Source organism: Ruegeria sp. CE9 (assembly GCF_056537425.1).
Genome location: NZ_JBQFRO010000017.1, coordinates 24,656 through 39,619 on the forward strand (window position 1 = coordinate 24,656; position 14,964 = coordinate 39,619).

A 14,964-nucleotide genomic window follows, 5' to 3' on the forward strand; every position below is an offset into this window, starting at 1 on the left:
TGCTTTTTCTATGCGTTAATGAAGGCCAGATGTTCCGGTTTTAGTTGCACCGAGACGTCTTCACCGGGTTGGTGCACCGAACTTGCCAGTTCATGCGTGATGCCGAACATGCGACCATATTGAGTCTCAAGTGTGTATTGAACCTGATTTCCCAGATACGCGGCGTACGTAACAGAAGCCTGTGTCCTGCACGAACCCTTCCGGCAGTGGGTGATCGAAGATAGCTTTGCCGACGGTTGCCGCCCCAATTGGGAAGCGGGTGGCGCACAGTTTGTTACTTCGGTTGAGGCGCACGAGCATATGAAGCTGCGTTGCCTCAATGGAACGCATTCGACCATGGCCTATCTGGGATGCCTGTCGGATTTTGAAACCGTAAAGGACGCCATTTCGGATCGGCGTATCGAAACCCTTTGCCAGCATCTTTGGACGGCCGAAATCGTGCCGACGCTGGCCCAGCCACAGGGCGAAGACCTGGACGTCTATACGCACCGACTGTTGGAGCGATACCGAAACGGAAACATCCGACATCTGACAGCGCAAATTGCGCAAGACGGGTCACAGAAGTTGCCGCAGCGTATTCTTGCGCCCTTGCTGGAGAACATTGAAGCCGGGCGCCGGTGTGACGGCCTCGCTTTCGTATTCGCCGCGTGGGTGTTCTACTTGGGGAAAGAGGATCCAATAGATCCGCTGCGCGACAGTATTGTGCCCGTCGCCCGCGCCGAAAGGTCCGCCTCGGAGAGAGTGCGCGGTATTCTCAGCCTCATTCTGACAGAAACGGCGGGCGTCGACGATAAAACCCTTGCGGCTGCGCAAAATCACCTGTCAGAGCATCTAGCCTATATCGAAGATCGCGGGGTAGAAGCGGCATTGGATGATCTGTTGCGGACTTTTGACCGTTGACGCTCAAGAAAGCGGAGAGCGAATAGCGGCCGGTGTAATTTAGCCGAAGTCAGTTCATGGCTTCTTTCAAAGGTGCGCAATATCCTAATGATGTAATCCTGGGTTGCAAAAGTCGAAACTCACGGGTCTGCGCGACTGCCGCACAGACTTATTTCAATCAGGCGGCAGCGCTTCAGACACTACCTCTCAAACGGAATGTGTCGCAGGTTCTGTCGCAAAATCTACTCCCAACTGTCATTCCGACCGCGGTTTTGGTAACGCGCGCTCGGATAAGACAGGAGCAAACCGTGACGATTTCATTCAAAGGTGCACATTTTCCAAAGGATGTAATCCTGCACGCGGTATTCTTCTACCTGCGCTACGGTGTTTCATACCGGGATCTTGAAGAAATCATGGCCGAACGAGGCGTCGATCTGGATCATGCGACGCTGAACCGATGGGTAGGAAAATATGCCGGGCTCGTAGCGGAAGCAGCGCGATATCGAAAGCGCGCTGTGGATCGTTCTTGGCGTATGGATGAGACGTATGTGAAAGTGAAAGGTGAGTGGGTGTATCTCTATCGCGCGATCGACAAGTTCGGCAAAACGCTTGATTTCATGCTGTCCAAACGCAGAAACAAAGCTGCAGCAACGAAGTTTTTTGCCCGCGCGCTCGAAGCAAACGGGCTGCCGTGTAAGATCGTCATCGATAAGAGCGGGGCCAACACGGCCGGCATCAAAGCTATAATCAAGATGCTGAAAGGCTTTGGATGCCCAATACCGATTGAGATGGTGAGGCGAAAGTAACTCAATAATATCATTGAACAAGACCACCGATTCATCAAACGGCGGATCAGGCCCATGCCCGGCTTCAAATCCTTCGCTTCAGCTGCATCTGTCCTGGCAGGTATAGAATTGGTCAATATGGCCCGCAAAGATCAATTCACGCCCGGACTCCGACCGTTTCAGCAGTTCGTCCAACTGGCAGGCTAAACTGCCCACCAATCCCAATGATGCTCTGCAATTCAATAAGTTTGCGACAGAAACCAATGGCGGTGAATCCAAGACAGCGATTGCCGCTCGTCAGAAAGTTGACAAACTAGAAGAAGAGCTTGAAGCCTTAGCTGAAGTGCTAGCATGGGTCTACGATGACTCCAACTTCGGCAATTTTGGCGAAGGCTTGCTAGGTCACGATGACATAATCACCGTGGCCGGATATCTCCTCAAAGAAAAGAGTGTTTTTCGGCGAATCCTCGGTTCGCGCTACCCGTTCATCTTTGTGGACGAAGCCCAAGATACCTTTGTTTCCATCGTCGAAGGCTTGAATGAGCTAGGTGCGGGCGTGGGGCTGCCCTTGGTCGGTTATTTCGGTGATCCATGGCAACAGATTTATGATGATCGAGCTGGAGCTCTCTCGCCCCTGGATGAAGGTTTTGCCATCACCAAGACTGAGAATTTTCGTTGTTGTCCACAAGTCGTCGAACTTCTCAACTCCTTCCGAGACGATGTTGAACAGGTTTCATCCGGGGCCGCCGCACACTTGGCAGGAAGTGTTGAGATGGTTCTGGTTGAGGCTGAAGTGCCTGAAGCAAGAGCTTCTTTCCAAAAGTCATTTTAAAGATGGTCAAATCAAGGTAGTCAGCTTGGCATCATAAGGTGGGGTACGGCGGTGCTTGAACAGCGTATCCGGCACGCCCGGCACAAAGGGCCGCTTTCTTGTCGATGCCCCCAAGCTTTCGCGCTCGCAGCGAACGACCACATCCCGCCGTTCATGTCGTATTTCAGCCCCCTACCCTTCAGCGCCTCATTGACAGCTGGCAGCTTCAGGGCCAATGCACCCAGCCCACCCAGAACATTGGCCAGCTCACGTCCGGCGGCACTGTGCGACAATTGCACGAGGCCGGGCGACAGCTGTGCCGGGAGACCATCTTGCAAGATCGCGATCGAGATCAGGTCAAGCGGCGCGGTGTGGGTGATCGAATAGGGCTCGGAGGTTGAAACCAGCGACAGGTCCATTCGGGCGGTCTCATAGTGCCCCTGTGGCGTCTCAACCAGGCCTCGCCCGGACAGCTGGAGATTGGCAAAGACCAGATCCCGCCGCCTGCACGCCACATGCTCGGACCGTCGCAGCACCCGATGGGGCGCGGCGCACACCCGACTGACCTGCCCAGGCGGGATGGGTGCTTGTTAGATCCTGCCGACGAAATCTCCGTTTCCCACGGCCTCGGCATCCGGTCGCACAAAAGCAGATGCCAGGCCATCCTGCCATTTCCGCAGTCCCGACCCCGCACTGTTTATCCGCCACGTTCGCATTCCCGTATTATGAAGCATGTCCGGGGAATAAAAAGGCCCGATTTCACCGCATCCCTGCCCAGGCCCTGCGCTCGGTCTGAACAACCCATGTCAGGCGGCTGCCGGGCATTGTGCAGCAACGAAAGGCCACCCAAGCCGGACGGCCAGTTATCAGGCAGCACCCACCAGTTTTCGTGCGGCTTCCAGCGCCTCCTGCCAATCATGCCCATGGACGGACGCGATTTCGCCGCCTTGTGATATAAAGAATATTGGCGGGTAGACATAATCCAACTGCGGCGCGGCCTTGCGCAGGATCGCATCACGATCCCCATAGACGCCCGGATTGGGGACGTCGCGGGTCTTTGCAATGATGTTGTCTTCGACGACAAACCCAAGGGCTTGGCCTTCGGCCTGCACAACAGACAGATGGTTGCGTTTGAACGCCATACATGGCGGACAATCCAACGCCCCATAGAAATGGAAAGTCACGTCTTTGCCGGCGTTCGCCTGACCTGCTGTTCCAACAGCAAGCGCCGCCAATGACGCAGCGCAGAACATCCGTCTGTTCATCTGTATATCTCCTTGTTCAATGGGAATTACCCAAAAACGTTCCAAGCACACTCATTGATGCGCGATCTGATGACAGCGCCCAGCCAGCTTGGTTCGGCTGGCAGAGCAGCGCGTTTTTTTACTTCTTGAGCTGTCCGACTTCCTGGATCGTAAAGCTATCCAGAAGCGCGCCGTTGTTTTCCAACGTTGCGCCCAACGTGTTCAAACGGCCATAGTTCACAAAGACCTTGCCATCCTTGACCGTACCCGTGGTCGGATAGACATCGCCGGTTTCAAATTGCCTTTCAATCTGGGCGCTGTCCCAGCTATCCGACGAAGAAAGTGAGAACACAGTGTTGGATTCAACGCCCGATGCCAGATTGGTGATGACAACCAATGTGCCTCCATCAACCAACAGCAAGCCGTCAGTGCCTACCAATGGTTTGGGCAGCTCGACCCGGCTAAAATCCGCTGGCCGATCCAACGGAACTTTGAACAGGGACCCGTCGCTTTTCTTGGCGACCAGCAGATATCCGTCAGGGTGCACCTGAATACCGTTCAAATTGAACCCTTTGCCGCGGAAATCTTCGTGCGTCAGGAACACGCTTGCGTCACCTGCCGGTGTCACCTTGTATATCGCGGCGGCCAAACTGTCGGTGATATAGGCGTTGCCATCGCTATCTACTGCCAGATCATTCGCAAAGTGCGGCTCGCCTGCCCGCAGCCCGGCCAGATTCACAAAAAGCACAGGCTTGCCGCTGTCCAGGTCATAGACACCCAGGTTCATGGTTGCGAACTTGTCTTCGGGTGCGCTGCGTTCCGCTACCCCATAGTCCGAGCTGTTAACCAGCAGGCGGTTGCGCGCTGCGTCCACGCGAATGCCTACAACCGAGCGCAGCCGTTCGTCCTCGACTAAGACGCGGGTGCTGCCATCCTCGGACAACGCGATCACTTTGCCCTGACGAATGGAACCTAACAGGAACTCGCCGGTATTGGGATGCAACTCGATCCCCTCGGGATAGAGCGCAGGCGCGGGAACGGTGACCGTCTTGTCAGCGTCGCCCCAGAACTCGACCGATCCCTCGGCGAACGCCATGCCACTGAGAGAAATGAAAGACGATACGAGTAGGGTTTTGAGTACTGTGGTTTTCATCGTGTTCCCCTTGTTTGTCATAGTGCTCTCAACAAATAGAGCCCCACAGGCTCGAGCAGGCATGATCATTGCTCAGCCAACGATCAACTTCTGCTCAGGGTTTGACGTTATTTTGGTCGCAAGCAGCGGCACAAACCTTGCGGACATGGAAAAGGCCTCAGTGTTCCCGAGGCCCAGTTGTTTCTAAGGCACGCCGTTCAGCGCGGTTCGATGACCAATTCACCCGAGTTCATCTGTTCGATCAAGGTATTCACTTCGGCTACAACATCTTCGGGGATGTCCGGGTGGAACGTCCCGATGCGCATCGCCTGACTGTTGGACATGTCACCGCGATAGAGGTTGCCGTCCAATTTGCCCGCGGCGGCAAGTTCAAGATAGCTGCGCATATTGCCGCGCACGTCCAAGATTGCGGATTGAAGAATCTCGGGCCATTCGTTGATTGCGTCGCGATAAATACCAATGCCGTAAACGCCTTTTTCCTGCACCGCCTGCATGGATCCCAGCGTCGCGCTGTCCATGGTCGGCCAGACCACATCTGCTCCTTGCGAAATCTGGTTCAGCGCTGCCTCTTTACCCTTGGCGACATCATCCCAGTCACCTGTCCAGGTCACCAGCACGTTGACATCTGGATTTGCGGCCTTAGCACCGCTTTCATAGCCCGCGACTGTGTCATTGGTGAACTTGAATTTCTGCGCCGCAATGATGCCGATGGTGTCGGTTTCTGTCATAGAGCCCGCCACATAGCCCATCAAATAGGCAATCTGGCTGAAGTAGAAATCAGCATTCGCGATGTTGTCAGAAGTGCCCAGACCGTTGTTAATCATGAACATTGTGTCGGGAAAGCGCGCTGCGACACGTTCCACCGCATCCTGGAACTCACCGCCATGGCCGATGACCAGGCTGTAGCCGCGTCTGGCGTAGTCGCTCAGAACCTCGATCTGTTCAGGCTGATGGACGCTTTCACTATAGGCCGTGTCAAAACCGAGATCCTTGCCTGCATTTGTCAGCCCGTCGAATCCGGCCTGGTTCCAACCATTGTCAGAAACGGATCCCGGCATCACGATGGCCGCGCTTTTGATGCCTTCTGCGTTGGCCCCGAAGGTCGACAGACACAGCGCCGCCAAACCAGCGGCGACGGTGTTTTGGAATTTCATGAGTGTATCCTCCCATTCGATCACGTAGCCAACATTGCGTGCATGCGCGCGCGTGGAAAAATGATGTTTCCTCAGGGCTAAGATGAGGAGATTGTTGTCATGTTGCCGGCCCAGCCCTCTAGTGAGGCCTGATCGCAATGTAACTGCGCACTAGGTATAGGGAGAACTCTCTGAGGCGACCTGATCACCCGCTGGTAATTTTCTGATCACTTCCAAGAACTTCTAAATTTCTCAAAAATTTTGCCCATTTAGTAATTACGCAAAATTTATTAACTAACTTGGATAACACTGAAGTGACTAAAGAAAACGAGCTCCTCTGCACGCTCCTTGAAGATGCAGAAACCTTGACGGAAATCGGAAATGCTGAGCGTCCGAAAACCTCGCTGATCAGATCCTCTGTCGGTCCCATTGTGCGTCGCTGGCTGGTTCAAGGGAACCTAAAGTCGATTGAAAAGATGCTTCGGCCTGACGTGTTGAAGGTAGAATTTTTGTCAGATGACACCGCATCGAAGCTAGCGAACCAGCGAAAACTTCCGAGTTGGGTGGGCAATTTTTCATTTGGTGACGTGGCAGTTTCTCAACGCACAGGAACGCCGCCGGAATTGGAGGAGAATATACGCAAAGGCGGAGGGACAAAGGTTGTAATTAGATCTGTCCATGAATTCACTAAACAGCCGGTTTGCCGAATCTTAGGAAAAACCTTCACACGCAAAGAGGTCATCAATTTCCATGCGAACAAGTTAGGGGGCGCTCATTTTGATCCCGGCGCTGTTCAACGTGATCCCACAAACATGCGCCTTCGTGAAGTATTTGGATTAGAGGTGAACGAAGATGGAACCAAAGTACAGATCCGTCTTGGTCCTTCAATAGCTGAAGCCAAGCAGGACCCTTTGCGCCGGGCCGGAGTATACGAGCTTGCAGACCTAATTGTTTTGGATGCGGGTCTGAGGTTAGGGCGTTGTATCGAAGCAAGCCGTGCTAAGCTGCAAGCATTGCTTCGATAACGGCTTTCAGTAGCAATCTACCGTTGCTCCCGCACATATGGCAAGCCGACCGAAGCCGGGGGCCGCGTTTTCCCGACAAGGAAGATCAGCGCAGCTAGCGAGGCGACATAGGGCAGGATCAGGAACAGCTGATAGGGCACGTCGGGATTGCTGAACTGCAACTTGAACTGCACCGCATCAAAGAACCCGAACAGAAGCGCTGCGGCAATCGCTCCGGCAGGGGACCAGCGCCCCAGGATGATCGCAGCCAGTGCGATGAAGCCTTTGCCCGCGCTCATGCCTTCGGTGAAGACATAGACCTGCGACAGTACGAGGTGCATACCTCCCAGAGCGGCCATTGCCCCACTTATCGCCAACGCCAAGTATTTGAACCTGAACACCGGCACGCCAGCGACATCGGCGGCGCGCGGATTTTCCCCCACGGCGCGGAAATCCAGCCCGACGTTGGACCGGAACAGCCACCACCAGCTGAACCCACCGACGATGATCAACAGATAGAACAGCGGATCCTGCGCGAAGAACGCGCTGCCAATGATCGGTAGGCTGCTCAACCCTGGGATTTCAACCGTCGAGAAACCCGCAACCCGAGCACCGCCAGCCATGTCGCCAAACACCAGACGCGCGCCAAAGGCGGTCAGACCGGCCACCAGGATGTTGATGGCCAGCCCTGCGACCAGTTGGTTGACACGCAACCGGATGACCAGTCCGCCCAGCAACAGGCCGGTTAGTATCCCGCAGACCAAACCGCAGAGCAAGCCAACCGCCACACTGCCCGTGACAAAGACCCCCGACGCCGCGCCCAGCGCGCCCGACAGCATCCCGCCTTCAAGCGCGACGTTGTAGGTGCCGCTGCGTTCCGCAAACACGCCACCTAGGGCGGCAAATGCAATCGGCGTTCCCAATCTGACGCTTGAGGCCAGAACATCCGAGATCAAAGCTGCATCAAGACCAATCATCACACGCCTCCTGCGGGGTTGTTTTTATGTGGCAGCAGGCGCTTCAGCCAGCCCCCGTCCGTTGAAGGCTTGCGCACGACCAGGGCAGCGGCAACGCAGATGACGATGATCCCTTCTATCGCCTCGACCACCGATCCCTCGACACCAATAGACCGTTGCATGGTCCCCGCGCCTGCTGATAATCCCGCCAGGAAGAACGCCGCCGCCGGGGCCACAATCGGGTTCAGCGCTGCGAGAAAGGCGACCACGATCCCGTCATAGCCGTAGCCATCGCTGAACAGGTGGAATAACCGGTACTTCAGCCCGACAACCTCGATCGCGCCAGCGAGACCGGCCAATGCGCCGCCCACAATCATTGACATCATGATGTTGCGTTTCGCGTTCACACCCGCATAGGTCGCCGCGCGCGCATTACGCCCAACTAGGTCAAGTCGAAAGCCCGACGGCGTCGAGCGGATCCAGAAATACAGCAGGATCGAGGCCGTCACACCAATCAGCACCCCCAGATGCGCATCGGACCGCGGCATCAGGATCGGCAGTTTGAACTGATCCGCAATTTCCTCGGAATAGGGATAAGGCGCGCCTTCGGCCATCAGAGGGCCGGACACTGCGTAGCTGACAATATGGATCGCGACAAAGTTCATCAGCAGGGTAACGATTACCTCGTTCGTGCCCCTGTAGGCGCGCAGATAGGCTGGAAAGGCCGCCCACAGACCGCCCCCCACCGCCGCCGCGCCAAATATCGCGAGAAAGCCAAGCACGCCGGGAGTGTCGGGAATGTTCAACCCAATCAACGCGCCGAACAGACCACCCATGTAGATCTGGCCCTCGCCGCCTATGTTGAACACACCTGCCCGCAGCGGCAGGATCACCGCCAGCCCGGCCAGCAGCATCGGCGAAGCCTTGACCAGCGTGTTGGACAGCCCCCAGTAATCAAGGAAGGATTCATTTAGCAGCGCGCTGTAGGCCGCTAGGGGGTTGTGACCATCGATCAAGATCAGCACTGCCCCAAGACACAGCGCAATCGCAATCGCCACAAAGACACGAAACTGAATTTGTCTGGCGTTCATGTCACGCTCCCTTGCTCGCGGTCATCAACATCCCAATTTCCTGAGAAGTGGTCGTAGTCGGGTCCACGACTCCGGAAATCCGACCAAAGGCGATCACCGCAACGCGGTCCGACACCTCAAGCACATGTTCCAGCTCGGTCGAGATATACAGAACGGCAACTCCGCGCCCGGCGGCTTCTAGGATCTTCTCCTGCACAAAGCGGGTCGCGCCCACGTCCAACCCTTTGGTGGGCTGAACGACCACCAAAAGACGCGAGGCTGTTTCGATCTCACGGCCCAGAACCACCTTTTGCTGGTTCCCGCCCGACAGCGCCGAAGCCGCGAGCGCCGGGTCATCCGGGCGGATGTCATATTCCCGGACTAGGGCATCCGCATGTGCCTGGATAGCGCGCCGGTCCACGAAACCACCATTGCGGAACCTGGCGTCCTGAATGGTACGAATGGCTGTGTTCTCGGCTACGCTGAGCGACAGAACCAGACCTTCGGCATGGCGATCTTCGGGGACAAAACCAATACCGGTTTCAATACGTTCGGAAATAGACTGGCCGGTGATGTTCACCCCATCCAGAACAATTGCGCCACTGGATGTTTGCAAAAGGCCAGCGACCACTTCGGACAACTCGCGTTGCCCGTTGCCGTCGATCCCAGCCACACCCAATACCTCGCCCTTTGTGATATCGAGACTAATGTCGTCCAGGATGCGCACGTCATCCTCTGTCACCACTGACACATTGGTCAGCGACAGGGCCACCGAGTTGCCCAACTCTCTGGCCTGTTTCCGGACCACTTTTTGCGACAAATCCGCTCCACCCTCACCTTCACCCATCATCAATGCGGACATTTCACCGATATCGGTTTCGGCCACCAGCAGATCACCCTCGATCCGCCCATGACGCATGATCAGAACCCGGTCGGCGGCCTGCACGATCTCTTCCAGCTTGTGCGTAATCAAAAGCACCGTCAGACCTTTTGACACCATGACCCTGATCTCATCCAGAAAGGGCTGCACCTCGGTCGGGGCCAAGACACTGGTGGGTTCGTCCAAGATCAGGATCGAGACATTGCGATATAACGCCTTGATGATCTCGACCCGCTGCTTCATGCCCACGGGCATGTCCTCGACGTGGGCGCGGAAATCGACCTCGAACCCGAAATCGTCGCAGATGGCCCGCACGTCGCGCAGCGCCTGCTCGGTGCGTTTCGCGGCAGGCAGCCCGATCTGGATGTTTTCCAGCGCCGTCATGTTTTCCACCAGACTGAAATGCTGATGGATCATGCCAATGCCGTTGTCCAGGGCGATCGATGGGTTCGTCAACTCGCAAGGCACCCCGTTCAACGCGACGCCACCTTGATCGGGTTGATAAAGCCCCATCAGAACGCTGGCGAGGCTAGTCTTGCCTGCACCGTTTTCACCCAGGATCGCAATGCATTCGCCCCGGCTGGCCTCGAACGTAACCTTGTTCAATGCCTGCACGGCCCCGAATGACTTCGAGACGTCCGTGACACTCAGTACAGAAGCCAAAACACCCTCCCTTCTGTTTTGCGGCAAAATGCAGCGGCGGTTTCTCTCAATCAAATGAGATAACCTCAGGCTAAAGATGAGCTGTCGGTCCGGGCAGGTTCAGTCCGACACAGGCCTTCCGCCTCGGGCGACTGCGGGACGAGAGAGCCATGTTCGCGGACAGGGGCATTGGGCCTCAGCCGCCATTCAGCCAGTGGTTCAGCTTGGCTGAATTCTGTGCCAGCCAATGCCGGGCCGCCTCGTCGGCGCTCATCCCGTCCACATTGACAAAGTAATCCATCTCGGTGATCGCATCGACGCCGATGGAAATGCGCTCGATCGTCTCGATGGTATCAGCCGGCGCGCGCGCCACGAAATCATTGTGTGCAGTGATCCGACCGGTATCAATCCCACCCATGCACAGGCTGGGTTCGTCAATCTTGCGTAATTTGTACTTCTTGTTCAGGAACTGTGGCTGCCACAACGGGCAGACAAACCACTCGCCCGCATCATAAGCGCCCGAGATGCTGGCGATCCATTCAGCATCCGTTCCCGGTTCGACATGATAGCCATGTTTGTCCAGATCATATTCTGCAATCACATTCTGCGACCGCTGCGTGACGCCCGTGGCCGCACCAATGCCGCGGACCACCTGTCGCATTTTGGCCTTCACCTCTGGTTTTTTCAGATCTTTGACAGATGAAACCACATCCTGCGGGATGTAATCAGGCACCGCCCAGAAGGATTCACCGCCTTCGAACCCGGTTCCCAGCGGTGTGATGACGTCTTTGTATTTTTCCCAGAAGACGCTGTGCGAGTAAGGAATCCATGTTGCCACGAATACGTCAATCTTGCCTGCTCCCAGTTCAGGATACACATCCTGGTGTGCACCCTGACGCAACTCGATCTCGTGCCCTTTCCGCACCAGCACCTCTTTTACTAGCGCCGCCTGCACGGCGTAAAAACTGAGATTCAACTGGCCCAGGGTGATTTTTTGTTTTTGCGAGTTCATAGACTACTCCGGTATTGAATTGGTGTTTTACTTTGCGATGCCCTGCAGGCGTTCCGAACGCCGCCTCAGCAGTTCGGCCACAGTCAACAGCGCAACTGAAAACAGTACGAGGATTGTGGCCACGGCCAGAATTGTCGGACTGATCTGCTCACGAATGCCCGACCACATCTGACGCGGAACAGTGCGCTGCTCGATGTCGCCGATGAACAACATGGCCACCACATCGTCGAAGGAGGTGACAAAGGCGAACAGCCCGCCGGAAATCATACCCGGCATAATCAACGGCATGATCACCTTGCGAAATGCCGTCCACGGCGTCGCCCCCAGGCTCAGCGCCGCACGGGTCAGGTTGTGATCGAAGCCAGACAGCGTCGCGGTCACAGTGATGACCACAAAGGGTACGCCAAGGGTGGCGTGGGCCACGATCACGCCAACGTAGGATTTGGCGATCCCGATGCTGGCGTAGAAGAAATACATTCCCGTCGCCGTAACAATGATCGGTACGATCATCGGCGAAATTAGAAAGCCTGTGATGGCCGCACGAAACGGCATCTCGGGCTTGCTTAGTCCTAGTGCCGCCAGCGTCCCCAGGGCCGTCGCAATCAAGGCCGAGACGATGCCGATGTAAAAGCTGTTCTTGATCGCGCGGATCCATTGGGCGTTGTTCCACATGTCCCACAGCCACCCTTCGGCATAAGTGGCCTCTGGATCGCTCATGCCAAGGGTCACGATGTTTTCGTACCACCGCGTGGAAAATGCCTCAGGCTCCAGCGCCAGCATTCCCGGAGTGAACGAGAAGTAAGGTTCAACATTGAACGACAGCGGAGCGACGATCAGCAGCGGGGCAATCAGAAAGACAAAGATCAGCCCGCAGATGCCCCTAAAGCCATAATGCCAGGCCCGTTGCAAAGGTGTTTTGTAAGGAGGAAGCGCCATCAAAGATCACCCCAGTTTGAGCTTGTCGACACCGACAAGCTTGTTGAACAGCCAATAAAGGATCAGGATGATTGACAGCAGGTTCGTCGACAACGCCGCGGCAAGCCCCCAGTTCAGGCTACGTTGCACATGCAGCGCGATGAAATTCGAAATCAACTGCCCGTCAGATCCGCCAACCAACGCTGGCGTGATGTAGAAACCGATCGACAGGATGAACACCAATAGGCACCCCGCCGCTATACCGGGTTTGGTTTGAGGCAGATACACCTTGAAGAATGCGATGCTAGGTGATGCCCCAAGCGATTCAGCCGCCCGCACATAGGTTGGCGAAATCATCTTCATCACGCTGTAAAGCGGCAAGATCGAGAACGGCAGCAGTATGTGAGTCATCGCGATGACCGTGCCGGTCGCGTTGTAGATCAGCTGCAATCGTTGTTCGTTTCCGATCAGGCCAAGAAAGACAAAGATGTCATTGATCACACCTTGGCTTTGCAACAGCGCCAGCCACGCGGTTGTGCGCACCAGCAGCGCCGTCCAAAAGGGCAACAGCACCAGGATCATCAAAAGGTTGGCGTATTTCGCCGGGATCGAGGCCAGCAGATAAGCAACCGGAAACCCAAGCAGCAAGCATAGTGAGGTGATCAGCACGCTCAGGATCAGCGTTCGCACAAACAGTGTCACATAGATCTGTCGTTCGGGTTCGACGGGCACGATGTTACCTTCGACGTCCCGTTCCAGATCCAGTGCGGCAAGGTAGAAATCAGGCGTCACAGGTGCGACAGCGCGGCGGATCGAGACCCAGATCACGGGGTCCTGCCAGGCCGGATTGGCGTCGGCCAGCGCCTCAAGATACGGTGCCTGAAACGATTTGGCCTTGCGGGCTGTTCCGGTGATCACGCTGCGCGATCCGGGCAGCGAGTAGTTCACCCGTGTGGCAACCTTGCCGATGGTGCGGTTCGCCCGCGCTTCGACCATATCGGCAACCAGCGCTGCTGCGAGTTCTTCAGGGGGCAGCTCGGATCCGCTCCAATCGGCCATGGCCTGAGCTGAGCGGGGCAGGATGTTGGCACCGTCTCCATTCTGAACGCTCAGGCGCGCCATTTGCATCATCGGCAGAGCAAAGGCGACGAAAACGAACAGAAACAGGGGCAAGACGTATAAAAACGCATTGATCCGCTTGCGCCGCATCGCTTTGGCCAGACCGGCCTTTAACGTCTCGGAGTCTTCAGTTGGCACCGCAATAGTGTCTTGGTTCTGGGCGAGTGTCGTCATTGCACAACGTCTTGTTAGAAGATGGCATCAGACCGGGGGCCCGAAACGGGCTGATGTCCGGTCTGATGATTTGGTTGTGGTGGTGGCGCTTATTGTGCTGCGAGCCAGGTGTTGAACCGCTCGGTCAGTTCCACCACATGATCGGCCCAGAACGCTGCGTCTGTCTGACGGGCGCGCGTCAGGTTATCCGGCGCTGTCGGCATGTGCGACGCCATCGCGATTCCCGTTTCCGCATGGGTCGTGATCAGCGGGTTCGACGATTTCCGGGCCGGGCCATAGGAAATCCAGCGCGCCTGTTCGGCCAGTTGTTCGGTGCTGGTGGCATATTTCAGAAACTCAAGCGCAAGCTCTTTGTTAGGTGCACCTTTTGGAATGACCCAGAGGTCCAGATCCCAGATCTGACCATCCCAAACGATTTCGAAGGGTTTGTTTTCAACTACCTGAGCGTTGAAAATGCGCCCGTTCCAAGCCATCGACATCACAACTTCACCATCGGCCAGCAACTGGAGCGGTTGCGCGCCGGTTTCCCACCAGATGATATCATCCTTGATTGTATCCAGCTTGGCAAAGGCACGATCCTGCCCGTCCTTCGTGGCTAGCACCTCGTAAACCTGCTCGGGCTCGACACCATCGGCGATCAGGGCGAATTCCAGTGTCGCCTTGGCGATCTTGCGCAGACCACGCTTACCGGGGAATTTTTCGAGGTCAAAGAAATCCTCGGCCGTCGAAGGCGCCTGATGCGGGAACCGGGTCCGGTCGTAGGAATAGATATTGGTCCAGATGACTGACGCGACAGCGCATTCATGTAACGTGCCTGGCAGAAAATCCTCGGTTGCGGGGGTGCCATCCGGCGCAGCGGGCAATTGCGAATGGTCGATGATTTCGGTCAGGCCCTCGTCGCACAGCAACAGCGCTTCGGCCAGTTCGGTATCCACCAGATCCCAGGTCACCTTGCCGGATTCCACCTGCGAGCGGATGACACCGATGTTGCCGTCATAATCTTCCGAGCGGATCGTGACGTCAGTCTTGGCGGCAAAGGACTTGTGATGCGCTTCGACCTGGCTTTTGGTGTAGGCCCCGCCCCAGGACACGACAGTCAACTCGCCTTCTGCAGACGCGCCGGTCGATAGCAAAACGCCCACGGCGCTGGCCAGCAGCGATTTTTTCAGGTTCATTTTCATGTTTCT

15 protein-coding genes and 1 pseudogene are annotated in these 14,964 nt (G+C 56.2%); 4 read left to right on the plus strand and 12 right to left on the minus strand.

Going from position 1 to position 14,964, the window contains the following annotated elements; genetic code table 11:
• Positions 1-8 precede the first annotated feature (8 nt).
• Entirely contained in the window at positions 9-320 is a 312-nt protein-coding gene (locus ACR0B3_RS22370) for a TOBE domain-containing protein (protein ID WP_480811007.1), read from the minus strand.
• Here ACR0B3_RS22370 and ACR0B3_RS22375 point away from each other — a divergent pair.
• The 3 genes and pseudogenes from ACR0B3_RS22375 (at position 211) to ACR0B3_RS22385 (ending at position 2,496) form a co-directional block, all read left to right on the plus strand.
• Entirely contained in the window at positions 211-900 is a 690-nt protein-coding gene (locus tag ACR0B3_RS22375) for a mannitol dehydrogenase family protein (protein WP_480811008.1), read from the plus strand. The two genes, ACR0B3_RS22370 and ACR0B3_RS22375, sit on opposite strands and share 110 nt — an antisense overlap.
• A gap of 287 nt (positions 901-1,187) precedes the next feature.
• Positions 1,188-1,871: pseudogene (locus tag ACR0B3_RS22380) on the plus strand (IS6 family transposase).
• A gap of 25 nt (positions 1,872-1,896) precedes the next feature.
• The gene (locus tag ACR0B3_RS22385; protein ID WP_480811042.1) at positions 1,897-2,496 is read left to right on the plus strand and encodes a UvrD-helicase domain-containing protein; all 600 of its coding nucleotides are present in this window, start codon (positions 1,897-1,899) and stop codon (positions 2,494-2,496) included.
• A gap of 20 nt (positions 2,497-2,516) precedes the next feature.
• On the opposite strand, the gene ACR0B3_RS22390 is transcribed toward ACR0B3_RS22385, so the two are convergent.
• The 4 genes from ACR0B3_RS22390 to ACR0B3_RS22405 form a co-directional block, all read right to left on the minus strand.
• Positions 2,517-3,056, minus strand: a complete 540-nt coding sequence (locus tag ACR0B3_RS22390; protein ID WP_480811043.1) for an AraC-like ligand-binding domain-containing protein — start codon at positions 3,054-3,056, stop codon at positions 2,517-2,519.
• A gap of 285 nt (positions 3,057-3,341) precedes the next feature.
• The gene (locus tag ACR0B3_RS22395; protein WP_480811009.1) at positions 3,342-3,740 is read right to left on the minus strand and encodes a hypothetical protein; all 399 of its coding nucleotides are present in this window, start codon (positions 3,738-3,740) and stop codon (positions 3,342-3,344) included.
• A gap of 118 nt (positions 3,741-3,858) precedes the next feature.
• A complete protein-coding gene (locus tag ACR0B3_RS22400) occupies positions 3,859-4,872 on the minus strand; it encodes a hypothetical protein (RefSeq protein ID WP_480811010.1) in 1,014 nt (337 codons plus the stop codon).
• 197 nt (positions 4,873-5,069) lie between these two features.
• Positions 5,070-6,026 (minus strand): BMP family protein, encoded by a 957-nt coding sequence (locus ACR0B3_RS22405; RefSeq protein WP_480811011.1) that lies wholly within the window; start codon positions 6,024-6,026, stop codon positions 5,070-5,072.
• 293 nt (positions 6,027-6,319) lie between these two features.
• Here ACR0B3_RS22405 and ACR0B3_RS22410 point away from each other — a divergent pair, with 293 nt between their 5' ends.
• Positions 6,320-7,030, plus strand: coding sequence for a hypothetical protein (locus tag ACR0B3_RS22410; protein ID WP_480811012.1), 711 nt, complete (start codon positions 6,320-6,322; stop codon positions 7,028-7,030).
• A gap of 17 nt (positions 7,031-7,047) precedes the next feature.
• Here ACR0B3_RS22410 and ACR0B3_RS22415 read toward each other — a convergent pair whose 3' ends face one another.
• The 7 genes from ACR0B3_RS22415 to ACR0B3_RS22445 all read right to left on the minus strand — a co-directional run bounded on the left by ACR0B3_RS22415 (position 7,048) and on the right by ACR0B3_RS22445 (position 14,952).
• Positions 7,048-7,986, minus strand: coding sequence for an ABC transporter permease (locus ACR0B3_RS22415; RefSeq protein WP_480811013.1), 939 nt, complete (start codon positions 7,984-7,986; stop codon positions 7,048-7,050).
• Positions 7,986-9,056, minus strand: coding sequence for an ABC transporter permease (locus tag ACR0B3_RS22420; RefSeq protein ID WP_480811014.1), 1,071 nt, complete (start codon positions 9,054-9,056; stop codon positions 7,986-7,988). The genes ACR0B3_RS22415 and ACR0B3_RS22420 overlap by 1 nt, the downstream gene beginning before the upstream one ends.
• Before the next feature lies 1 nt (position 9,057).
• Positions 9,058-10,578 (minus strand): ABC transporter ATP-binding protein, encoded by a 1,521-nt coding sequence (locus ACR0B3_RS22425; protein WP_480811015.1) that lies wholly within the window; start codon positions 10,576-10,578, stop codon positions 9,058-9,060.
• 175 nt (positions 10,579-10,753) lie between these two features.
• Positions 10,754-11,569, minus strand: coding sequence for a glycine betaine ABC transporter substrate-binding protein (locus ACR0B3_RS22430; protein WP_480811016.1), 816 nt, complete (start codon positions 11,567-11,569; stop codon positions 10,754-10,756).
• Positions 11,570-11,596: 27 nt separating this feature from the next.
• Positions 11,597-12,505 (minus strand): ABC transporter permease, encoded by a 909-nt coding sequence (locus ACR0B3_RS22435; RefSeq protein WP_480811017.1) that lies wholly within the window; start codon positions 12,503-12,505, stop codon positions 11,597-11,599.
• 6 nt (positions 12,506-12,511) lie between these two features.
• Positions 12,512-13,777: an ABC transporter permease gene (locus tag ACR0B3_RS22440; protein WP_480811018.1), complete on the minus strand. Its 1,266-nt coding sequence runs from the start codon at positions 13,775-13,777 to the stop codon at positions 12,512-12,514.
• An 89-nt stretch (positions 13,778-13,866) separates the two neighbouring features.
• Positions 13,867-14,952, minus strand: coding sequence for an ABC transporter substrate-binding protein (locus ACR0B3_RS22445; RefSeq protein ID WP_480811044.1), 1,086 nt, complete (start codon positions 14,950-14,952; stop codon positions 13,867-13,869).
• Between the last annotated feature and the right edge of the window lie 12 nt (positions 14,953-14,964).